Annotated in this window: 23 protein-coding genes and 2 pseudogenes; 8 read left to right on the forward strand and 17 right to left on the reverse strand. The window is 64.9% G+C overall.

Annotation, left to right across the window (positions count from 1 at the left end):
- Positions 1 to 763 precede the first annotated feature (763 nt).
- Both GNX95_RS15765 and GNX95_RS15770 read right to left on the reverse strand, forming a co-directional pair.
- Positions 764 to 1,312, reverse strand: a complete 549-nt coding sequence (locus tag GNX95_RS15765; RefSeq protein ID WP_222853692.1) for an ImmA/IrrE family metallo-endopeptidase — start codon at positions 1,310 to 1,312, stop codon at positions 764 to 766.
- A 30-nt stretch (positions 1,313 to 1,342) separates the two neighbouring features.
- On the reverse strand, positions 1,343 to 1,726 hold the full coding sequence (locus GNX95_RS15770) for a helix-turn-helix domain-containing protein (RefSeq protein WP_163508181.1): 384 nt from the start codon (positions 1,724 to 1,726) through the stop codon (positions 1,343 to 1,345).
- A gap of 170 nt (positions 1,727 to 1,896) precedes the next feature.
- On the opposite strand from GNX95_RS15770, the gene GNX95_RS15775 reads away from it, so the two are divergent.
- The 8 genes from GNX95_RS15775 (at position 1,897) to GNX95_RS15810 (ending at position 10,900) form a co-directional block, all read left to right on the forward strand.
- Positions 1,897 to 2,175: a multiubiquitin domain-containing protein gene (locus GNX95_RS15775; protein ID WP_163508182.1), complete on the forward strand. Its 279-nt coding sequence runs from the start codon at positions 1,897 to 1,899 to the stop codon at positions 2,173 to 2,175.
- Positions 2,172 to 2,558 carry a hypothetical protein gene (locus tag GNX95_RS15780; RefSeq protein WP_163508183.1) on the forward strand — a complete coding sequence of 129 codons (387 nt, stop codon included), beginning with the start codon at positions 2,172 to 2,174 and terminating at the stop codon, positions 2,556 to 2,558. The genes GNX95_RS15775 and GNX95_RS15780 overlap by 4 nt, the downstream gene beginning before the upstream one ends.
- Entirely contained in the window at positions 2,540 to 3,886 is a 1,347-nt protein-coding gene (locus tag GNX95_RS15785; protein ID WP_222853693.1) for a ThiF family adenylyltransferase, read from the forward strand. Before GNX95_RS15780 ends, GNX95_RS15785 begins: the two co-directional genes overlap by 19 nt.
- 47 nt (positions 3,887 to 3,933) lie before the next feature.
- Positions 3,934 to 4,935 carry a hypothetical protein gene (locus tag GNX95_RS15790; RefSeq protein ID WP_163508184.1) on the forward strand — a complete coding sequence of 334 codons (1,002 nt, stop codon included), beginning with the start codon at positions 3,934 to 3,936 and terminating at the stop codon, positions 4,933 to 4,935.
- Positions 4,936 to 5,370: 435 nt separating this feature from the next.
- Entirely contained in the window at positions 5,371 to 5,775 is a 405-nt protein-coding gene (locus GNX95_RS15795) for a hypothetical protein (protein ID WP_163508185.1), read from the forward strand.
- Between the two features lie 856 nt (positions 5,776 to 6,631).
- Positions 6,632 to 8,143: a hypothetical protein gene (locus GNX95_RS15800; RefSeq protein ID WP_163508186.1), complete on the forward strand. Its 1,512-nt coding sequence runs from the start codon at positions 6,632 to 6,634 to the stop codon at positions 8,141 to 8,143.
- A 705-nt stretch (positions 8,144 to 8,848) separates the two neighbouring features.
- Positions 8,849 to 10,207 carry a pentapeptide repeat-containing protein gene (locus tag GNX95_RS15805; RefSeq protein ID WP_163508187.1) on the forward strand — a complete coding sequence of 453 codons (1,359 nt, stop codon included), beginning with the start codon at positions 8,849 to 8,851 and terminating at the stop codon, positions 10,205 to 10,207.
- A gap of 162 nt (positions 10,208 to 10,369) precedes the next feature.
- On the forward strand, positions 10,370 to 10,900 hold the full coding sequence (locus GNX95_RS15810) for a hypothetical protein (RefSeq protein WP_163508188.1): 531 nt from the start codon (positions 10,370 to 10,372) through the stop codon (positions 10,898 to 10,900).
- A 28-nt stretch (positions 10,901 to 10,928) separates the two neighbouring features.
- Here GNX95_RS15810 and GNX95_RS15815 read toward each other — a convergent pair whose 3' ends face one another.
- The 15 genes and pseudogenes from GNX95_RS15815 to GNX95_RS15885 form a co-directional block, all read right to left on the reverse strand.
- Entirely contained in the window at positions 10,929 to 11,372 is a 444-nt protein-coding gene (locus tag GNX95_RS15815) for a hypothetical protein (protein WP_163508189.1), read from the reverse strand.
- Between the two features lie 11 nt (positions 11,373 to 11,383).
- Complete coding sequence (locus tag GNX95_RS15820) at positions 11,384 to 11,968, reverse strand: hypothetical protein (protein WP_163508190.1); 585 nt, start codon at positions 11,966 to 11,968, stop codon at positions 11,384 to 11,386.
- 74 nt (positions 11,969 to 12,042) lie between these two features.
- Positions 12,043 to 12,762: an MIP/aquaporin family protein gene (locus tag GNX95_RS15825; RefSeq protein ID WP_163508191.1), complete on the reverse strand. Its 720-nt coding sequence runs from the start codon at positions 12,760 to 12,762 to the stop codon at positions 12,043 to 12,045.
- 11 nt (positions 12,763 to 12,773) lie between these two features.
- A complete protein-coding gene (locus GNX95_RS15830) occupies positions 12,774 to 13,430 on the reverse strand; it encodes an arsenate reductase ArsC (RefSeq protein ID WP_163508192.1) in 657 nt (218 codons plus the stop codon).
- Positions 13,430 to 14,134 (reverse strand): arsenate reductase/protein-tyrosine-phosphatase family protein, encoded by a 705-nt coding sequence (locus tag GNX95_RS15835; protein ID WP_163508193.1) that lies wholly within the window; start codon positions 14,132 to 14,134, stop codon positions 13,430 to 13,432. The genes GNX95_RS15830 and GNX95_RS15835 overlap by 1 nt, the downstream gene beginning before the upstream one ends.
- A gap of 83 nt (positions 14,135 to 14,217) precedes the next feature.
- Positions 14,218 to 14,712 carry a DinB family protein gene (locus GNX95_RS15840; protein WP_163508194.1) on the reverse strand — a complete coding sequence of 165 codons (495 nt, stop codon included), beginning with the start codon at positions 14,710 to 14,712 and terminating at the stop codon, positions 14,218 to 14,220.
- A gap of 30 nt (positions 14,713 to 14,742) precedes the next feature.
- Positions 14,743 to 15,051 (reverse strand): class I SAM-dependent methyltransferase, encoded by a 309-nt coding sequence (locus GNX95_RS43205; RefSeq protein WP_163508075.1) that lies wholly within the window; start codon positions 15,049 to 15,051, stop codon positions 14,743 to 14,745.
- Positions 14,973 to 15,488, reverse strand: coding sequence for a methyltransferase domain-containing protein (locus tag GNX95_RS43210; protein WP_163508076.1), 516 nt, complete (start codon positions 15,486 to 15,488; stop codon positions 14,973 to 14,975). Before GNX95_RS43210 ends, GNX95_RS43205 begins: the two co-directional genes overlap by 79 nt.
- Positions 15,489 to 15,599: 111 nt before the next feature.
- A pseudogene (locus GNX95_RS43215) lies at positions 15,600 to 16,024 on the reverse strand (ATP-binding protein); the annotation flags it as partial.
- Positions 16,025 to 16,041: 17 nt separating this feature from the next.
- Positions 16,042 to 17,603 (reverse strand): annotated as a pseudogene (gene istA / locus GNX95_RS15860) (IS21 family transposase).
- Between the two features lie 295 nt (positions 17,604 to 17,898).
- On the reverse strand, positions 17,899 to 18,732 hold the full coding sequence (locus GNX95_RS15865; RefSeq protein WP_163508195.1) for an alpha/beta fold hydrolase: 834 nt from the start codon (positions 18,730 to 18,732) through the stop codon (positions 17,899 to 17,901).
- A 27-nt stretch (positions 18,733 to 18,759) separates the two neighbouring features.
- Positions 18,760 to 19,182, reverse strand: coding sequence for a DoxX family protein (locus tag GNX95_RS15870; RefSeq protein ID WP_163508196.1), 423 nt, complete (start codon positions 19,180 to 19,182; stop codon positions 18,760 to 18,762).
- Positions 19,183 to 19,285: 103 nt separating this feature from the next.
- On the reverse strand, positions 19,286 to 20,131 hold the full coding sequence (locus GNX95_RS15875; protein WP_163508197.1) for an ABC transporter permease: 846 nt from the start codon (positions 20,129 to 20,131) through the stop codon (positions 19,286 to 19,288).
- Positions 20,128 to 21,093 carry an ATP-binding cassette domain-containing protein gene (locus GNX95_RS15880; protein WP_163508198.1) on the reverse strand — a complete coding sequence of 322 codons (966 nt, stop codon included), beginning with the start codon at positions 21,091 to 21,093 and terminating at the stop codon, positions 20,128 to 20,130. The genes GNX95_RS15875 and GNX95_RS15880 overlap by 4 nt, the downstream gene beginning before the upstream one ends.
- 102 nt (positions 21,094 to 21,195) lie before the next feature.
- Positions 21,196 to 21,789, reverse strand: coding sequence for a PadR family transcriptional regulator (locus GNX95_RS15885; protein ID WP_163508199.1), 594 nt, complete (start codon positions 21,787 to 21,789; stop codon positions 21,196 to 21,198).
- Positions 21,790 to 21,841 lie beyond the last annotated feature (52 nt).

The raw sequence follows: 21,841 nt of genomic DNA on the forward strand, positions 1-21,841 counted from the left end.
ACCAATGCGTATCAGCTGGTTATAGAACCTCTGGGCACACTTCGGGCTCACCTTCGGTCCCACATATAGGGCCTGCAGGCGTCCCTGAAGCGAGCTGGTGCGTCCTATGACCACCTCGTCAGGTCAGGGCGACCGCGATTGGCCCGCCGGCGCGGAAGCAGCGGTTGATATCGGCTACCACGACTACCCATTGTGAGGCCGCAGCCTCGGACTTCCTCACTGTTCGTGACGGCAGCGGTTACTGCTGGGGCATGCCGAGCGGCCGGATCAAGACACGGTCGATGGCTGTCGGGTTCACCTGCAGGTGAACGCCGAGGGTGAGCATCGAGCCTGCGAGAACCCCGCCGAGGGCGGCGAGGTTCGGTCAAGGCTGGGCCGCAGGAGCAACTCCCGGAACCACCTGTCGGTAAGGCCGTCAGCGATCACGGTGTGCCGGCGCGGGCCTCACCTTCGGAAGGTCGACCGACCTCCAGCGTGGGAGGGACGCCGCGTCGGATTATGAGCGCAACGGGTGAAACCGCCGACCTTCCGATTTTCAGCCGAAAGGAATGCTGTTCAACCCATGTCAATCTGTACTGCTCAGTCCATGTTGTGCGACGTTCGTCGGAGTTGCCGTTTCAGCCAGTACCGCTGAGTATCATGCTGTCTCGGAGCGTCTGGGCACGTTCTGGGCACGTTTCTAGCCTGGCGTCAGGAGGGAGCGGGGCCCGGCTGGCCGCAGCGGCGGTCCGCGTCCCGAGATGCACTCCACCGTTGCAGGTCCTCATCGCGGGCGGGCTTGCTTGGCGAGGGCGCGTTGAGCCATCACACGCGCTCCGGACATTCGCATCTGGGCGAACTGCTCACTCACCCCATACGTGGCAGCCACCTGAGCGTTGTTCTTCCCGTCGAACGCTGCCCGCCTCGCCGCCGCATCAGAGATCAGCAGCTGCCCCGAGAGGAACTTGGCCTCATTCTCCCGTGCCTGGTCGAAACGCCGGCAGCCGTCCTCGGTCAGCAGCATTTCAGCGAATTCGTGCTCGAGCAGATGATGGCCCATTTCGTGTGCCAGGCTGGCGCGACGCCTGGTCACGGGATGGGCGGTGTTCTCGATGATGAGCCGGCTACTTCCCATTGGAATGAGCGCAGCGGACCACATGGTCGAGCGCACCGACGTGAAATGGTGGATAGCGGCTTGCGCGCGGGGGCCGTCCTCGAGTTCCTCGAGCGGATACACCGGGATGCCGTGCTCGTCAGCTAGACGATACGGATCCAGCGGTTCCAGTACGCACAACTCGAGCCCGGCTCGTTCCTCCTCGGCCACGATCCGCATCGCGGCCTGAGTCCACCGCGCACCCACTGCTCAGTCTGCCCTTCTCGCTCGGTCGGCCCTGAAGCGTCGCGCCGCCGAGCCGATCAACTCCTCCAAGTGCTCAACGTCCTCCGGCTCTAGATCCGGGCGCGCTCGCAGCAATGGAGCCAGCTGGGCTACCAAGTCCGGTGGTTCGGCCGTCCGTCTTTGCAGTTCCTCGTCGTCAACCATGAACTTCTCGGCCGGCACCTCAAGCCAACGCACCATCGTCGCGAACGCGTCGACATCCGGGTTCTTCCCGTTCGCCAGCCGCGACATGGTCGACGGGCTGACGTCGAGGAGCTTCGCCAGCTGACGCCACGACAACCGCTTGGCCTCCCTGGCTGCGTCCAGTGCCCCGTGGAGGGCGATCACGTCGATGCTCGCATTGGCCACCTCGGGCTCCTGTTCTTCGCGGGTCCTGTCACCTGTCGCTCATTGTTCGACATAGCGAGCATTCATGCTATCCTCCGTTTAATGCTCGACATCTCGAACATTGAGAGAAGATAGGCACACCTTACATCGGAAGATGCTGTCCAGACCCTGACACATGGAGGGACTCCACAATGCCCATCACCAGTGAGCGTGACGCCACCGACCAGCACGGACGGCCCCCGACCCGGATCACCGTCACCGTTAACGGCGACCCGGTAATTCTGACCGACAGGCGGATGACCGGAACGCAGATCAAGGCTGCGGCCGTCGAGCAAGGAGCCGACCTCCAGCAGGACTTCCAACTGTCGGTCAAGCGTGGCCACCACTACGACGTCGTCGGCAACGACGAAGTCATCACCGTTCACGAGGGCGAGGAGTTCATCGCCGTCGCCACGGACGAGAACTCATGACCGAGCCGAGCGACGCAGTCGTGACAGCCGTCGCCGCCGTCCAGGCCCACTTCGCCGGGAAACCGGTCGAGGTCCTCCCGGACGGCGCCGGCGGCGCCACGGTCATCGTTGACCACGTCGACCTCGGAGACCGCTTCATCCCCAGCACGACCTGGCTCGGCTTCCACATCAGCGCCGCCTACCCCCACGCCGACGTCTATCCGCACTACATCGGACGCGTCGTCCCGGCAGACGGTCAGCCCCTCGGTGATGCGGTACAGCCGGTGGACTGGTGCGGACGGCAGGCCCTGCAGCTGTCGCGCCGCTCCAACCGGTGGAACCCGGCGATCGACAACGCCGCCCTCAAAGCAGAGAAAGTGATCACGTGGTTCACCACGAAGTGAAGCCGCCCTCGCCAGGGTGGAGCCTCACCCTTCCGCCCCGGCTTTGGGCTGAACTCCAAGGGCACCTGTTCCGACCCGACGACGATGAACACGGTGCCGTCATCCTCGCCGACCGAGCCGAAGGGCCTCGCGGTCCCCGGCTGCTTGCTCGAGAACTCATCCTTGCCGTCGACGGCATCGACTACGTCGAGGGCACTACCGGGTACCGCGCCCTCAAGGCGGAGTTCGTACGCGACGTGGCGCTGCGCGCTCGTGACGAGAAGCTCGCCTACCTCCCGGTCCACAACCACTTCGGCACCACGACGGTCGAGTTCTCCCGCGTTGACCTCGCCAGCCATGAACGCGGTTACCCAGCCCTTCGCAAGATCACCGGGCAGGTCGTTGGCGGGTTGGTCTTCACGCCGCAGGCAGCAGCCGGGGACCTCTGGCTCCCAGACGGGACGCGCGCCCGGTTGACCGAGGTCATCATCCCCAGCGGAAACCTGATCCGCCTCACCCCTGCGACAGCCTCGGCTGCGTCCAGCGACACCCGCCACGATCGGCAGGCCCGGCTGTTTGGGGACCGTGGCCAGCAAGCATTCGGGCGGATGCGAGTCGCGGTCATCGGACTCGGCGGCGTCGGCAGCCTTATCGTCGAACTGCTCGCGAGGCTCGGCGTTGACCATCTTGTCCTGATCGACCGCGACATCGTCGACGGGACAAACCTGCCGCGGCTCGTCGCGGCGGAACTGGACGACATCGGCAAGCTCAAGACCGACCTCGCCGCCCGCAACGCCCGACGCGTCAATCCCGCGGCTGCTCTGACCGTTGTGCCCGAGCACGTCCAGCATCCCGACGCCCGGCAGGCCATCGCGGCTTGCGACTGGATCTTCCTCGCCGCTGACACCAACGCCGCCCGGCACTGGGTCGATCAGACCGTTCACCGATACCTCATCCCTGCGACGCAGGCGGGCGTCAAGATTCCGGTCGACGCATCCGGGAGGATCGGCCGGATCCACGTCGCCGTTCGCCAGCTGATCCCGGGAAACGGCTGCATGTGGTGCAACGGCCTGATCGACCCGACCGAACTGGCGCTGGACATGCTGCCAGACAACGTCCAGCAGCAAGCCCGCTACCTCAACGAAGTCCCCGCACCCAGCGTGATCGCTCTCAACAGCCTCGCCGCCGGCGAAGCCGTCAACCACTTCATGCTCGCTGTCACCAATCTTCACACTGACGACGGGGAGCACTCCCTGCTGCACTTCCCGCGCAGCGGGCAGCGGATCCATCAGCGTGCTCGACAGAATCTCGACTGCCACATCTGCTCTCGCACTAGTCGCCTGGCCTGAAGGAGCCATCGTTCGGCGTACGATCTACGGTGGAGGGAGCATGCTTGATGGGTGAGGCTAGAGATTCAACGCTCTCCGGGAAGGTTCTGGAGTTCAACCCCATTGTCAACGGGGTCGACTTTCTCGATAGCGCGATCTCCAATCTCGCCGATTCCCAAGATCCGCGAAACTTGAAGTACGCAGTCCTGCATCTGCAAGCTGCGATCGAGATTTTGGTGAAGGTGCGGTTGCAGCGCGAAGGGATCAAACACGTCTTCGATGATCCCTACAGCGTCGACCTGAACAAGTTCAGGCAGGGCGATTTCCGCAGTGTGAGCCTCAGCGCGGCGCTCAAACGCCTCGACCGGGTTGCCGGGATACAGCTGGCGGACAAAGAGCGTGGTGCCCTGAATTTTCTGAGCAAAGAGCGGAACAAACTTCAACACTTTGGTTCGACCAGCAATCATGAGGTTGTTGCCACTCGCGCTGCCGCGGCACTGGATGTGTTGTCTCAGTTCATCCAGCGACATCTCACGCCGGACGCACCGGAGCAGGAGGTCGCCCACCTAGATAGAGCTGAAGGGCTTATCCGTGGGGCTCTGACCTCGATTGCTGCCGTTAGCTGGGCGCGGTTGACTCGAATCGGTCCCGAATTGGATGCATGGTCGGGCATCGTGATTCATTGCCCGGATTGCCTTCAAATGGCGTGGACGTTCCTGCCTCATGAGGGGTCCTCACGTTGCCACTTCTGCGGTCGCGACTGGAGCCAAGAGGATCAGCTGGCGACGGCCGTCGAGTACGTCGAGAACGTTCTTGGCGAATCCAGACATGTCGCGGTCAAGGACGGCGGCGGCTTGCCGATCGCAACGTGTCCAGAGTGTGAGTTCGCGGCCCTTGTAATGGTGGCCACCCGCAACGATCCCAACACCTACCTCACCGCTGCCTGTTTCTACTGCGGGTTCTCCACTAATAAGCGCCTCGGATCATGTGGACGCTGCGGAACACCGACGCTGGATCCCGACGATGGAATCTGTCCTAACTGCCTGAATGACCTCGTCGCTCGGGATTGATCCGACAGACGGACGGCTTGCGCCATCGCACGTCAAACCTCAAAGCCCACGCAGCAAAATCCGACTACCGGTGAGACGAACTCTACGACTACTACGCCGACATGGGCTGTGTCTGGATCGTCACACCTTCGCCACCGCACACGTGATCAACGGTGAGCCGTAGATCGGGAGGGTCGATCACGTGCGCACATTTTGGCCGTCCTCCGAGCCCTCCGAGGTGCCCTAGTGCTTGGGGATGATTGGCTGGCTGGGAATGAGTTTCAAGATGCCGACCACCGCCAAAAGAAATCGTCGCGCCTCTCGTTCGTCCGGTTAGGCTGGAACGGTGAAAGGTCGGCTTGCTGAAAACACCAGGTGTGCGGTGCGGTGGTCGCGGGACCATTTACCCGACTGGCCGATCAAGCCCTAGCTCGACCAGCACGACTGGAGGGCTTCGTGAACGTCGCAAGCTTCACACTTATCGCTGGCCCGCTGGCGGTGGCGCTGGCATCGTCCGGATTTCAGAAATACCTGGCGTGGGTTGCTCGGCACAACGGGACTGCGCGATGGTCTCGCGACGACTATTTGTTCTGGCACGACTGGGTCGGCGGAGGCATTATCACTGCACTCGTGCTGTTGTGGCGAGAGGCTGGCGACGGCAGCGTGACCCAGAATCAGATCCTTGATTTAGCGTTCATGGGTTTCGGGGTAGCAGGCTTGATTCACGCGGTGAAGTCGTGGGGATATGAATCGACAGCGCCGCACAGGCTCCGTGCTTGGCGCGGCATCATTCTTCCGAACGTAGCCGCGATCGTTGTCACGTCTGTATCCGTGCTTGTTGGTCTACATGCCCTTATCTGATTGGTGGATGTAGTGACTCCTCGACTTCTCTTCGACCGGTACGGTATGGCGGCGTACATCGCAGTCGTCTGTGCCGGAGGTGTCTATCTCCTTGGCCAGGAGGTCGGATTTGCCCCCGCGTTAGCGAGCATTGGCACGGTCTGTATTGCAGCGCTGACGGCGACCCTACTAGGGCTAAGTTCCACTCGTCGAGGTCTCGCGAAGGCGATGAGCCATGCCGTCATCCGTTACGCGGAGCTGAGCCAGCCAGATCGATTCGAAGTTCCGGTGGGACTCGTTGTTGGATTAATGGAGCTCCCACTCAGAGAGCAGCTAACGGTTGTCAGATCGACAGTGAGGAGGTTCGAGAGCAGGACACCACGCCTCAACCGGCGACAGGTTGCCGCCGCGCAGCAGCTCCTCGAGGGGCATCGTGGCACTGACGAGGAGCGCGTTCGCGCCCTCGTTCGGCTCCTTGCGACTGGGATTCGACCGCCAATGGTTTGAGTAGCGGTCCGTCAGGAGGCACAGGCGCCGGAGCTGCAGAAGTCCGTCGCGAATGAAATACAGAGATGCTCAGATCGGGCCATGGCCGACTAGTCGACGTGCAAGAGGATGAATCGATGAATGCAGGTGACGAGGCACGTCCTGACGGGCGGACGCCCTCAGCGGATGTGCTCGCTCTTCGCATGGCGACGCGTTCGCTCCGGCTTCATCTAGATACATTGCCTATTGACTACCATCTCGATGTATCAGCCGATCGCTTTCTGGTGGGCCTTACGTTTATGTTCGCACGGCAGCGCTATGACTGCGCGGATTCCATGATTGGGGCTGGGTTGGGGGGACGGTCATGGGATCGATGGCACGGAGTCTATTCGTGGACGGTCTGCGTTGGCTATGGATCGGCGAACAACCTGAACGGAGTCGCGCCTTGCTTGGAAACCTCCTCCAGGAGCGAAACCGTATCTGTGTCCTCCTCGAGGAGGCTGATGCAAGCTGCCCGATCCTCAATCGTTGGCTGATGCCATTGCCTGACCTCGCGGACTTGACTGGCCAATCGATGAGTTGGCTCGACGTTGCGCCAATACCGGATGAGAATGAGCTGTTAGAAGATTTTCTCCAAGGGAGTCCATCCGATGAATCATTAGTGTGGCCAGGGCGCCCACAAGAACCGCTGCTTCGGCGAGTTCGGATGCTGCTTGATGTGCCGGGCTTACGCGGCGCCGTGATGGTTCTCGCACACGCTGGTCATGGAAATTACCTCGGTTTGCAGAGCAGCCTCACCGCCGACGGCACGCCAGGCCATGACCTGCGGCCCGACCATGAGGCACTATTCATGCATGTCTCGGCGATTGGTGTCATAGCAACCTTGCTAGGAACTGTGACTGTGGCGCCGGAGCAGTGGCCAGCGGACGTACCGAAGGAGACCTTCTTGCAAACGGCCATCGACTGTACCGAGGAAGTCGCCTCGGTCGCAACTCGGATACACCGGCTAAATCCGTCCAAGCGGACGCAAGGACAAGCTAGAAAGAGTCGAGTTCCCGTCACGCGACCTCTAGGGATCATCCGTGGTGCGGCTATCGTCGCTCAAGAAGACATATTGCCAGACGTAAATACAGCCGACGACGTAGCATCAGCTGCGGAGGCGTACTTTTCATTGGCGCGAAGCATGCCTATCAGACCGCACGACTATGGCGAGCCATCGCTTCATGCAATCCTCGCCTTCGGGGGCGCACATTCCAGTCTTCAGACGGTGATGTCGACCTATAATAGGCCCGGCTCTGCCGTGATTGCGGTCTTTGCTGCAAGAATGCTCTTGGAAGAAGCAGCTCGCCTCGTGTGGCGGATCTCAATTCCCAATGAGGCGGCATTCGAAGCCCGGGCCAAACAGTTCTTCGATGAGTATCGTGCTCGAAGAAAGAGGACAGTCAACACTCTGGTGGGGAGCGGGATTAGGAGGGCTGATGCCGAAAACATTCTGGCGCTACCTGAGAACGTCAAAATTGTGACGCCCACCGACGAGATCGCGAAGAACAGGACGCCGTTGCCGTCCATATCCAGCATGCTACGGGCGATGGGAGCCCCGTACCCTGAGCCCGGGTGGCTGCAAGTGGCGTACACACTGCTAAGTCAGACGACACACAGCACTCCGGTCGGGCTCTTGCACGCCGTGCGAGTACGTGGAGGGCTCTTGGAGGGCAACGAACTCAGCGTTGAGATGCTCGGCCTTACTCTCGACGTTGCATGCCTGGGCAGCGCCGTTCTTATCGGTCACGCCGCGGTTTTGATCACTGACGTCAGTGATCAGGCGCTTCAGTTTCGCAAGCGGTTGCTCGGTGAGGCCGCGAAGGTCCACAACGAAGCACGCTTGGTCCACGGTCTAGATTAGGGCCGCACGTCAGACCTGCATCAGTTGGACGGTGTTGCTGCGAGACATGCGACGCTGACCGGAGATCACGACGCCGTGATCGACGGACGGGCAGGTCGTGATAGATCGAAGATCCGGCAGCCGTAGTGATCATTGAATGGGTGGCTAATCCCCAACAGTCAGAGCAGATGACTGGCGCCAAGGTTCGACCTTAAGGGTCGCGGCAGGCGGTGGTGGAAAGCGCGTGTGTGTCGAATCCGCGCCGGAGCAATGCGAGGTTGCCTTGTTGGCGATCGCCGACGATAATTTACTCCGAGTCGGAGGCATAGAGGTGTTGAGGGTCTGGACTAAGTAGTCGGTCCGCTAATGTGGACCATATCGCACCGATAAGCTTCGGATTGGCGTGAGAAGCTTCGACAATTCCAAGGACTCATTGAGCGATTTCCCGCTAGAGTCATAGAGCGGGCTACCCGATAGCCTATTGCATAACGCCTTAGTCCGTTACTGTTGATGGTGGCGACCGGGATGACTTTGATGATGGCCGGCGTCCTCGGTGGGATCGGCGTCGCGCTGATCGCATCGAGCCTGTGGGGGAGCTGGCGGCGACATGGCTTGTACCGCCCGCGCCAGTCGCGGACGAGACGTGCGTCCATTTGGTGACCTGTACGGGCGGCTGGTGTCATAACGTCCAGCTATCGGCGCCTCCGGTGCGGGTGCGTCGAGCCAGTGCCCGTCAACGACGACCCAGCAGAGGCTGTTCCGGGCGCCGACGACGGCCAGCCGTCGCAAGATCGCTCCGGCCACGGCCAGGCGGTCGCCGCCGCGCTCAGGCCCGACAGTATCGGCCGGCGTCCCGCTCGGCTCAAGGCCGCGCCTAGCCCCTCACCGTCCGCCGCGTCTGTCGACGCTGACTCCCGCATCCCATCGGTCGGCGCGAACGGGGTGAAAGGCGGCCGGGTGACAGGCGGCGCATGGAAGGCATACGCACCCTTTCCCAACTCGACCGTCGCGGCCATCCATGAGGCGAGAGCCGGTGTCATAGGGTTCGCGTCAATGAGTTGCCTGACATGTGTCTTCGATCGGGGGATCGGCATGAGTCGTCGTACGGCCGTCATCGCTATCGCCGTTGCGTGCCTGCTCGGAGTGGTCGTCATTGTCTGCCTCGCTGTCCTGCCTGGATGGCTCTACCCCTCCCTAACCACGGCAGAGCTGCATGCTGTTACGGGGGCGTCTGATCGTATCCAGCTCCAGCAGACGCAGGCGCAACTGCAAAACGGCGTCCGCGCCAGTCTCCTTCAGACTTTCGCGGGTCTGTTGGTGGTGATCGGCGCCGCTGCTACCTGGTGGCAGGTACGGGTGAACAGGGAAGGGCAGATCACCGAACGTTTCACCCGGGCCATCGAACACGTTGGCAGCGACAACATGGATATCAGAATTGGCGGCATTTACGCGCTAGAGCGCATCGCCCGGAATTCGTCCAATGATCGCCGCACGGTCCAATTCATCCTGGGCGCGTTTATTCGCAATCATGCGCCATGGCACGTCGGCATGGTGAACGGCCCTGTCCATCCCACTGTCGAGGTAGATGAGCGTCCTTGGTTGCAGTTTCGAGCGGCTGACCTGCAGGCCGCGGCGATCGTGCTGGCTCGAGCGATGTTCGCGGTCAATCGCATGTCGACGGCGGAGCCGGGAGGTGCCGAACTGTACCTGTCACGCGTCGATCTACGTGGGCTCCAGGTCAGCCACGGCCACTTCACTGATGTCCATTTCCGATACGCGAATCTGGCCCGATCCTGGCTACGTGGCTGCCGGTTCGACCGAAGCGACTTTACCCGGGCCGATCTGCGCAGGACCTGGCTGGAAGGCGCTTCGTTCGCGAAAGCCGATCTGACCGGCGCCTACCTTGCGGGAGCGAACCTGCGAAACGCCGATCTTCGTGCGGCGACAGTGTGCGGCACCGACTTCAGTGGCTGCGATCTGACCGGAGCCGAGCTGATCGACGCCCACGCCGATGCGGCAACGCGCTGGCCCACCGAGTTCGACGCGGAGCGACTCGCGGCGGCAGGAGTCCATGTCCGAAGCTGACCCTGCTCCCGGGCGCTTCCTGTGAGGTTACGACGCAACAGTCAATCGACGGGGCGGCTGTACAAGCTGCGCGCCTTCCTGTCCTGGGCCCGTCGCCACGGCCACCTGCCGAAACTAACCATCACCCACCAACGCGCCGCCCGCGCGACTGCGAGCAACACCGTGTCCGACGACCAACGGTGGACGCTGGCCCGCGACCTGCTGCACGGGGACGGCCACCAGGTCGACGATCGCGTCGCTGGTCTCCTGGTGCTGCTGTTTGGTCAACGACCGCACCAGATCACCCGGTTAACCGTGGACCACCTGACCCTGGGCCAGCCGGCCACGCTCACCCTCGGCGCGAGTCCGATCGAGATCCCCGAACCGTTCGCCGGCCACCTGCGCCGGCTCGTCGACCAACGGCACAACCGCACCACCGCTGGCGGCACCGACCCCGGGCCGTGGCTGTTCCCCGGCGTCTGGCCCGGACGCCCGATCCTGCCCCTGACGATGACCACGCGTCTGCAACGTCTGGGGATCCAGCCGTCCGACTATCGCGCCTCCGCCCTGTTGCACCTGGCCGGAACACTCCCGCCAGCGGTGACCGCCGACCTGCTGGGGTTGACGCCTCTCACAGCGCACCGATGGTCGGTCCTGGCCGGCCGACCCTGGGCGACGTACGTCGCCGACCGTCTCGACCAGCAGCACAACTGAACCGGCGGGACCGGCGGTGGAGTGATGGTCAGGTCGTCGCGTTGAGGGACGCCTGCACACGGGTAGTGAGGTCGGTCTTGTCGAGGATGAAGCTGGCCTCGTACACGGTTTCCTGGGCGGCCTCGTCGGGATCGGGATCCAGCGCGTAGAAGGCGAGGATGTAGGCGCGGGCCGTGTTGCGCCACTGCCGCCGCTGCGCATCGAGCGGAGCGGTGTCTTGACCATATAGTTGCGCTTGTTGAAGGTCTTCCTCAGCGGCGAGACGTTCGCTGTCGGCTTGATCGCCTTGGGACTCCAGCCAGTGCCGCAGGGGCGAATCGCCGTACTGCGCGGCCCGCAGCGCATCCAGCGTTTCCTGAGCGCCGGCGATCGGAACGACGCTCAGCACGTGGGCTGCCAGGTCGTCGGCGACCTGGCGCTGAGCGGCGGGACCGGCGGCGGTGATCCGGTCGGCCAACGCGCGATCGCCCATCCGCAATCGACTCACCACGACGGACCCATTCCTCTCTTCTGCGCCGGGAACACCGCAGGATAGCCCGGCGGCGGTGACGCCACCGCGCTGGCCGGCCGCACGCCGGCCTGACGCATCGCCAATTGGCACTGGTAACAAATCTTGAATCCGGCGGCAATCGACTCCAGCCGGTACCCGCGGAGCGGGTGTTGCTCGTCCTCACCGGCCGGCGGCGGAAGCTTCGCCAGATCGGTGAAGGCGATCATCCGCCGCTCAGCGTCCAACGAGACGTCATCCGGCAGCGTAGCCCGGACCTCGCTGGTCAAATACTTCTTTATCTGCCGCGGAATGTAACCGTCTCCAGACATCGACACGACCTCCAACCGCGGCGGCCGATCCCCGCCAGGGCGGAACGATTCCCGGTTCGCCGCAATGTCCACCGCAATGTCCACCGCCACCCCGAACGCGACACACGGCCGCGACGGCCACCGGCCCGACCGGGTCGGGCCCGGCTGCGGCATCAAGTCCTCAAACCAGGCCGCCTTCCGCTCCAGATAGGCCGCCCACTGCCGGCCTAACTCCTCGAGCCCGTCGGACCCATCACCACCCCCGTCCACACCAGCAGCATGCCAGCAGATTGCCCGCATAGCTGCCCGTTGGACACCGCAAGAAGGGTTAGTGGGGACTCGCGCTATTTGGCGGCCGGGTATATGGCCCGGATCGTCGCGACGGCGACAGCGGTGCCGACGAGCTGCGCGAGAACGTAGGCCGGCGCGGAGGTTGGCGCGATGCCCGCGAAGGTGTCGCTGAAGATGCGGCCGACAGTGATGGCGGGGTTAGCGAAGCTCGTGGAGCTGGTGAAGAAGTACGCGGCACCGATGTAGGCGCCGACCGCAGCCGGAGCGTACTGGCCGCGGCCGGTACGGGTGAGGGAAAAGATCACCAGGAGCAGGCCGGCGGTGGCGACGACTTCGGAGATGCCGTGCGGCAAAGTGGCCCGGCTGGTGATGCTGATGCTGACCGGTCTACCGCCGAACATGACGTTGGCCAGCACCGCGCCGGTGAAACATCCCAAGACCTGGGCGGGGAAGTACGCGGCTGCGTAGCGCCAGGACAGCTGACCGAGCAGGGCGGCGGCGAGCGAGACGGCTGGGTTGAAATGCGCGCCGCTGATCGGCGCGAACATCAGGATCAGCGCGTACAGGCCGGCGCCGGTGGCGGCGGCGTTTTCGGCCAACTGCAACCCGATGTCGTTCGGGGAGAGGTGTTGGGCGGCGATGCCGGAGCCGACCACGACGGCGGTGAGCAGCAGGCTGCCGAGGAATTCGGCCGCGACCGCCCGCGCCATCGGTCGCCGGGTCGAACCGGCTGGGGGTCGGATCGCCCCGGCGGGCAGGTCGGTGACGGCCATGACTGGGTCGGTCATGACCGGACCGGGACGTCCAGGTCGGCCAGCAGACTGCGGACGCGGCGCTCGATCTCATCGCAGATCGGCCGTACATCCTCGATGCCCTGGCCGGCCGGATCATCCAGCTCCCAGTCCAGATAGCGTTTGCCCGGAAACACCGGACAGGCATCGCCACAGCCCATCGTGACCACCACGTCGGCGGCCCGGACGATTTCGTCGGTCCAGGGTTTCGGGAATTCGGCGGTGATATCGATGCCGCGTTCGCGCATCGCCTCGACGGCGACCGGATTGATCTGCTGGCCGGGTTCGGAACCACCCGACCAAGCGACGGCGCCCTCGCCGGCGTAATGAGTGAAAAAGCCGAGCGCCATTTGGCTACGGCCAGCGTTGTGGACGCACAAGAACAACACGACCGGCCGCCCGTCGGTGGTTCGCTGCTCGACGCGGGCCAGGGCATGCAGGCGTTGCCGGGCAAAACGTTCCGCCAGCAGCGGCAGAAAATTCGGGACCGTGGTACGGGTGGCGAACTGGTCGTAGCTGGTGCACAGGAACCGTTCGATGGTCTCGGCGGCGAAGGTGCCGGCAAACTCCTCGCCAAGCCGACGCGCGGCGGTACGCAGTGCGAGATTTTGGTCGATGCTCAGATCACCGCGATCGAAGGTATGACTCATCATGGGCTCCTGGGTAGTTGGACGACGGGCACCAGCCGATCGATCCGGGCGGTGAGATCACTCAGCGCCAACTCGAACGCGTCCTGAGTGCCGGCGCCGGCGGGATCTGGAACCGACCAGTGCAGCCGATCGCTGGGTACGGCCAGGAGCGAGTCAAGCTGTTCATGCGCCGCGTCGCAGACCGCGACCACCAAATCATCGGCGCGGACGACCGCGCCGACGTGCCGGGTACGTACGGTCAGGGACAGTCCATGTGCGGCAGCCACGTCCAGCGCCCGCGGATCCACCCGCTCAGCCGGGTCGATGCCCGCCGAGGCGACCGGCACCCGACTGCGGCCCTTCCACAGCGCCGCCGCCAACGGTGAGCGAGCGGAGTTGCGGGTGCATACGAACACCACCCGCGGCGCCGTCCGCCCTCCAGTCGGGCCGAACGCGCCCAGGTTGATCAGGGTGTCCAAGTTCAGCCGCAGGTAGGTACGCCGCTGGTCGCCTTCGGAGCGGCACCGGGCCACGAGACCGGCCTGCTCGAGCAACTTGAGATGGTGCGCCAGCAGGTTGCTTGGCAACTCCAGGGCGCGGCTGATCTCGGTCGGCGACGCGTCCCCGACCAGCAGCCGGTCGACGATCGCCAGCCGGGCCGGCTCGCCCAGCGCCGCGTGCGCCCGCGCCCGCTCCACCACCGTCTGAGACCACTCAATAGACATTGACTCAATAATCATTGAGGTGATGTCCCGCGTCAATGGTTCTATCTGGTCGAGTTGCTTGGCACGAGGGGTTGGTGGGTCGGTCAGCGCGTCGGGCTGAGGGTGAGCTGCTCGTGGTGGAAGTCGAAGTGCTGGACACCGAAGCGGTAGAGGTCGGCGGTGGTCATGTAGTCGCGGAAGAACGGATCCCACCGGGTGGGGTAATGCATGCCTCGGGCCAGATCCTCCGCGGTTTCGCGGTCCAGGCGGCGGTGGGACGCGCGGATCGTACGGTCGAACAGGCCGGTCATCCAGCGCCGGGGCAGGATGCTACCGGCCAGCCAGGAGCCGGCGAAGTTCACCGCGTCGAACGGAACCGTGCCGGCGTCCAGCAGCCACGCGAACCGGCGACTGACGCGGTCCGGGAACCGGCTGAAGACCTGGATAAGCATCAGCAGGGCGGGCAGGATCAGGAAGCCGAGCAGCATGTGGAACAACAGCTGCCGGTTGGTCCACCGAGTGCCGTCCGACCGGCGGCGCAGCTCATCGCGACCGGCGCCGTCCGTCAGCCGGTGGAACGTCGCGCATGCCCGATCCATCTCAGCGTGAACGCTGATCCTGTCCACCCTTTACAGTTTCGGCCGCTGACGCGATGCGCACCAGACCACGCCCTGACAGCAGCCGGTCGTGGAGCTGGTCGGGATGGTCGCGCCCACGATCGCCGCGCCGTCCGGAGTGGTGGCAGGTTTGGTCGCTCGGATGATGGCCGAATGCATCCTGTCGGCGACCTGGTGGGTCGGGGTGATCTCGATATCGGTGAAGCCGGCGTCGGCCAAGCCGCGGCGATACTCGTCGAAAGTCAGTGCGCCGGCGATACAGCCGACGTAGGAGTCGCGGGTCGCCCGTTCCTGGGCTGACAGCGTGTTCTCGGCGACCACGTCAGCGACACCGTCCGGCCGCCGGATACAAGGACCCGGAAGGTTTCGGCGAACACGGCGGGCTTGTCCACGGACAGGTTGATCACGCAGTTGGAGATCACCACGTCGATGGTGTGCGCCGGCAGCGGGATCGCCTCGATCGTGCCCTTCAGGAACTCCACGTTGCTCGCCCCGGCTCTCGCCGCGTTCGCCACCGCCAGGGCCAGCATCTCGTCGGTCATGTCCAACCCGTACGCCTTGCCGGTCGGCCCGACCCGGCGCGCCGACAAGAGCACGTCGATCCCGCCGCCAGAGCCCAGGTCCAGCACCCGCTCACCCTCGCGCAGTTCGGCCACGGCGGTCGGGTTCCCGCAGCCCAGCGACGCGGCCACCGCCTCGGCGGGCAACGCGTCCCGGTCACCGGCTCCGTACGACGAGGCGCCGAAGTTCTCCTCCACCTGCGCCGGCTACGGGCCACAACACCCACCACCTCCGGCGTTGCCATCGGCGCTGGCCTCGGTATTGGCAACGGTGTTGGCCGCGGTGACGGCGGTCGCGGCGGCGGCGGCAAGCTGGGTCGCCAGGGTGTACTTGACCCGGTAGCCGGTCATGGCGGCCTCGGTGCCGAGTGCGATCAGCAGATGGGACTTGCCGGTGCCGGAGTCCCCGATCAGACACAGCGGCTGTGCCCTCTGGACCCATTCGCACTCGGCGAGGGTGTGGATCACGGCGGGATCGACGTTGGGGTTGGCGTCGAAGTCGAAGGCCGCAGGGACTTCTCGCGAGGGAAACTTGGCGGCCTTGATCCGGCGTTCGGACCGGCGTCGGGCGCGATCGTCGCACTCGGCAAGCAATAGTTCGGCGAGGAACCCGCGGTAGACATCTGCTCACGCCCTGCCCGGTCGGCGTAGTCGGTGAAGGAGTTGCGGATGGTGGGCATTCGCGGCATCCGGCACGCTTGGTCGATCGTGGCGTCGGCTGCTTCTTCGGTCATTCCACGGCGCTTGGTGGTCACGGTGCGGTTCCTTCGTTCGGGGTGTCACGTCGGCTGGCCAACAGCTGGTCGTACTTCTCCACGCTCGGCAGCGGCCGAGTGTCGGCCGGGATGTGGGCGCGGAGTCGGCGCTCGGTCAGCGATCACACGGCAGGATCTCGCCTTCTCCGCGTGCCCGGTCGCCGCTCATCAGGGACTGGTGGTCCGCTGACGTGGTCGTGTGGAAGGTGCCGGTGCAGCATCAGGACCTCAATGAGGGCACGGGTGCCGTGGGCGTCACCGTCGCCTTGCAGGCCGCGGCCCACCAGGCGTCGTGAACGGGCGTGAACCGCTCGGACGCCCTGGCCTGCTCCAGCGCTTTCGCGCCGGGTAGCGCGCCCGGTTTGCGGAGGAGGACCTCGAGATAGTGGTCCAGGTCGACCTGGGTCGAGCCCTTGGTCATGAGCCGTTCGTGGCGGGCGATCTCGGTCCTGCCGTCGAACACGACCAGGTTGCTGGCGTTCAGGAGCACCCGGGCTTGACGGCCGACCATGCGCGCGGGCACGGAGTGCTTGTTCATCCGGACCGTGACCTGGGCGTATCGGTCCACGCGCGGGGTGAACCAGCGGCCGGTCTCGAACGGCTCGGTCGGAAGGGCGCGAGGAGTGGCTGCTCGGTGGCGAAGTGTTCCCGACCGTGCGGGCGCGGGACCCGATCCGCCGGGCATCGTCGGCTTCGTCCCAGGCGTCAACCATAGCGTTGAGCTCGTCCAGGGAGTCGACCTCGGGGATAGGGACGAGGTGGTTGCGTCGGAACCAGCCGACCTGCCCCTCGACGCTGCCCGTCTCGTGCGCACCTTGGATTCCGGGCTGGCAATAGAAGGCTTCGATGCCGTAATGGGAACGGACGGCGGTCCACCTGTCGGCCTCGACCCGCTGGCGGGAGAACCCGATCACGCTCGCGACGGCGGCCTTGAGGTTGTCGTAGCGGATCTTCCCGGTCGGCACCCCGCCGAGCACGTTGAAGGCGTGGACGTGACCCTCGAAGAAGGCTTCCTGCCCAGCCGAGGCGCTGACCCTGTGCACGGCCTTGCCCGAGTAGGAGAACCGAAGGCTGAATAGCGCGCAGGTTACGAGCTCGCCGCGCAGGTGGATGGCGACGTCGCCGAAGTCAACCTCGTCCTCGCGGCCCGGGAGGTGCTCTTGTGGGATGAACGCGTTGGCAGGTTCCCGTCCGACCTCGACGCGAATCTCACGGCGTCGGGTGGCGACGTACTCGCGGACCATCCAGTACGACACCACCCCGGCCCGTCATGTTCGTCAAGCAGTCGATCGAAGATCCGCTTCGCCGTGTGTCGCTGCTTCCGCGGCGCGTCGAGGTCCGAGCGCAGCCGGTCGTCGATCACCATTCGGTACGCGTCAAGCCGTGAGTCGCGTTTGGGCGGTTGCTTTCTCTCCCTCGGCCATGCAGATTCCAGCGCCGCTGTCACGGTTCGGAAGCCGACGCCGTGCTTGCGCTGCAGCGCGCGGTTGGACATCCCAGATCGGGCATCCCGTCGGATCGCCGCGTACAGGTCGACCCGGGAACGCGGCTGCGTCATCGGTGGCACTCCTGACATGAGCACGCCGTGGGCACGACTTTCGGCACCGGGCCACCGCCGGGGAACGGTGACCGCATGCGACCACAGCCCGGAATCACTGGCCCTACCGAGGTGCCTGATCATGTGCCGCGCAGGGGGTGACGAAGACGTTGGTGACGAGCACGCCCAGGATGAGGCCTGTGATGCCGCCGACGACATCAACCTCGACACCACCTGTCCGCCCCGTGTCCCTGGCGCGACGAAGATCTGCTTGCGCGGTGCCTAATCGGTCTTCCCGCAGCACCTCGCGGGCCCCTCAGTGTTCGCTGCTGAAGAACCGTAGCAACAACGGGCCGACGGTCTGTGGGTCGACGACGTGATCCGGCCCCTCGAGGGTCTCCCGTTGAGCGTGGGGTAGTAGGTCTGCGAGCTCGTCGGCCGCGCGGTCGAAGAAGTCCGAGGGCAGGCCTGCCATGTAGGGGACCGTGATCGGTCCTCCGGTGGTGACCAGGACCGGTTGGGTGACCGTTGCCAGTCGATCGGCCGGCAATTGGTAGCGGTTGAGGAAGACGCTGTCGTGGACCAGCGTGGGCGCGAGGGCGACCGAATCCGCCCAATGCGCCGTCTGCTTGCCTGCCGTTTTCCTGGCCGCGATGTTGTCGTCGGAGGCGCCGGTCATGCGCATGAACAGTTCGAGAACCTCCTCGTCTCGCCCGGCGTCGAAGGCGCGTCGGGTGTCTGCGATGTACTCCTCGAATCGCGGGCGTATGTCGTCCCCGACCGCGTAGGGCACCTCCCACACGGCGATCGTGTCGATGGCTGACCCTGCCGCGGCGGCTTCCAGCGCCAGCGCGCCACCTGAGGACGCCCCGAACAGGTGTGCCGAGCCGCCCGCCTCCGCGATCAACGCATCCAGGTCTTCGATCTCCCTTTCCACGGCGTAGGGCTCGGTGAAGCCGCTCGCGCCGCGTCCCCGACGGGCATAGTTGTAAACCGTGAAGTGCTCGGCGAGAGCAGGTACCAAGCGAGCGTTCTCGGCTCCGTCGTCCAGTCCGCCGCCTACCAGGACGACAGCCGGGCCGCTTCCCTTCCGGTCGTAGGCGATGGTGGTGCCATCGTTTGATGTCACGCGAAAGGCCATCTCGTTCATTTCACATCTCCGTTCGAGAGGTTTGTCTCAGTGCCTGAGCAGCGTGCCGACGACGGCCTCGGTGCGCGACCACCGCGCCCTTGCGATCACGGCCGCCACGACGAGACAGGCGAGCGGCAGCCAAGGGCTCTGCTCGAGCACGAACTGATCAGTGATGACAGCACCGGTCAGCAATGCCGCCAACCCGAGACTGGCCAGGCCCGCCAGAGCCGGGATCAGAAGTCCAACCCCTCCCGCGACCTCCAGCGCTCCGACCAGGTATCGCAGCCACTGGCCAGCCCCGATGTCGGCGAACATGTCCACCATGACCGGGTCGCCGGCGAGCTTCGAGATTCCGCCGCCGGCGATTGTCGCCGCCAGCACGACTTGCAGAATCCAGACGCCGATGCTGCTCGCCCGCACGGGCGTGTGCGCAACGGATTCCGAGTTGTTCTTGGGGATGGTGCTCATGCGTCTCTCCTTGTCGTGTCCGGGCCTGGTACCGGTGATGGCGTTGGCCGAGTGGGCCGGGTTGTCGGAGTTGATGTCGACCAAGTGCTCGCGGCAGCGGGATCTATTTCTTCTTGCGGTAGAGGACCATGGTGATGGGACCGAAGACCGCGACGAGAAGTACGGACCACACGAGCACCCAGCCGATTTCCCCGGCGGGCACCGAGCCGTTCATCAGGCCGCGTACCACGGTCGCCAGGCGGGTGATCGGGTTGACCTCGACGACCGCCTGCATCCACCCGGGCATCGTCTTCGGGTCCACGAAGATGTTGCTCACGAACGTCAGTGGGAACATCACCATCATGCTGATCCCCGCCACCGAGTTCGGCGTGCGCAGGATCAGGCTGAGCATCGTCCACAGCCACGACAGGCAGAACGAGAACACCAGCAGCAGCACCACCGAGAGCACCACGCCGACGGCGCCACCCTCCGGCCGGAACCCTAGGACCAGGCCGAGCATGATGACGATCGCCGACCCGATCGAGTAGCGCACCAGATCGCCGAGCAGGGCGCCGACCAGCGGGGACGGTCGCCACACCGGGAGCGACCTGAACCTGTCGAAAACGCCTTTCTGAATGTCGGTGTTCAGCGTAATGCCAGTGTTCATGGTGATCATGACGTTCGCCTGCACCAGGATGCCCGGCAATAGGAACTGCAGGTATTCCCGCGTCGACCCGGCGAGCGCGCCGCCGAACAGGTAGGTGAACATCAACGTGAACATGATCGGGAACATGGTCACGTCGACGAGTTGCTCGGGCACGTGCTTGATCTTCAGGAGGGCGCGCCAGCCGAACGTCAACGAGGTGCTCACCGGACCGGGTCGGGGCGGGCGCTCACCGGCCACGAGCACACCGCGCAGCGCGTCCTCGGTGACCGGCGCGGACGCCTGCTCCGCGGACGTGGCACTCATGCGGCATCCTCCTCGGGTGTCTCCTCGGCGGCGTGACCGGTCAGGGCGAGAAACACCTCGTCCAGGCTCGGCTGACCGAGTGCGAACTCGGTGACGTCGATGCCGCCGCGGGATAGCTCGGCCAGGGCGCGGGCGACCCGCTCGGGGTCGGAGATCCGCGCGGACAGCGCGACCGGGTCGGCGGACGGCTCGGCCGGCACCTCCAGCGCGGCGGCGAGGACCCGCTCTGCCTCGGCCCGCTGCTCGGGCGCACGTAGCCGTACGTGCAGCGAGCCGGCGCCAACCGATGCCTTGAGCTGGCCGCTGGAGCCCTCGGCGATGACCTTCCCGCGGTCGATCACCGCGATGCGGTCGGCCAGCTGGTCGGCCTCGTCGAGGTACTGCGTGGTCAACAACACGGTGGTGCCTTCGGCGACCAAACCCCTGACGATCTCCCACACCTGGTTCCTGCTGCGCGGGTCGAGCCCGGTGGTCGGCTCGTCGAGGAAGATCAGTTCCGGGGGGACGACCAGGCTCGCTGCGATGTCGATGCGCCGGCGCATCCCGCCGGAGTACTTCTTCACCTGCCGGTCGGCCGCCTCGGCAAGACCGAACGCGTCGAGCAGGTCGGCCGCTCGCCGCCTGCCCCGCGGGCGCGAGTAGCCGAGCAGCCTGGCGAGCAGCAACAGGTTCTCCACCCCGGTGAGATCCTCATCGACCGACGCGAACTGCCCGGTAAGGCTCACCCGGGTCCGTACCGAACGCGCATCACGCACGACGTCGTAGCCGAGCACTTGCGCCTCTCCGGCGTCGGGGCGCAGGAGCGTGGCGAGCATGCGGATCGTGGTGGTCTTGCCCGCCCCGTTCGGGCCGAGCACGCCGTACACGCCACCGGCGCTCACGGCTAGATCCACACCGGCGACCGCGTGGGTCTTGCCGAAGCTCTTCTTCAACCCTCTCGTCTCGATCGCGAACTTTCCCATAGGTTCGATTCCTTCTTTCGGTGTTGCGAACGGACTGGGTGAGCTAGTCAAGTTTGATTACTTAACCAGAATGCACGAGGAGGAACGTCTAGTCAAGTTTGATTAGAGGTGCATCTTGAGGGGATCGGGGACCGTTCGCCACGAACCCGGATCATCGGCCATGGTGTAAGCGCCCTCAGACAGTCGTTTGCTCAGGCTCTTCGCCCACTCCAGTTCGGTGCGTGCCTGTCCCGCCCAAAGTTCGGCCTGATCGCGGACGTGCTCGGGGGCGTCCCTATTGGGGTGCTCCCGCCACTTGGCCTGCTCTACGAGCTCCGCTTCCAGGCGCCCGACCCGCTCGTTAACCTGCGCGATGGCATCTGTCCTGGTCAGCATGGGCAACATGGCAATGGACGCGTTAAGCATGTCCGGGTCGTGGGTGCGCCGCAGACCGTCGCGGACCAGTTCGACCATCTCGTCACGTCCCCGAGCTGTCGCGCGGTACAGAACGCGCTCCGGCCCGGAGTTGCCCGGCTCGGCGTGCTCGGTGAGGAGGCCATCGGCCGCCGCCTTCTTCAGCGCGTGATAAACCGAGCCGGGCTTGATCTTGGCCCAACTCTCCGCACCCCAGCTCTGCAGTTCGGACCGCACCTGGTAGCCATGCGCGCCGCCGGAGAGGTGCACGATACCGAGTACCAGGAGCTTCGTCGCCGACATGCGCCCACCTCCGCTCAATCTGCTCGGACTCGCTCCGCTTGCGCGCCCGCCA

This window comes from Fodinicola acaciae (genome assembly GCF_010993745.1).
GTDB lineage: Bacteria > Actinomycetota > Actinomycetes > Mycobacteriales > HKI-0501 > Fodinicola > Fodinicola acaciae.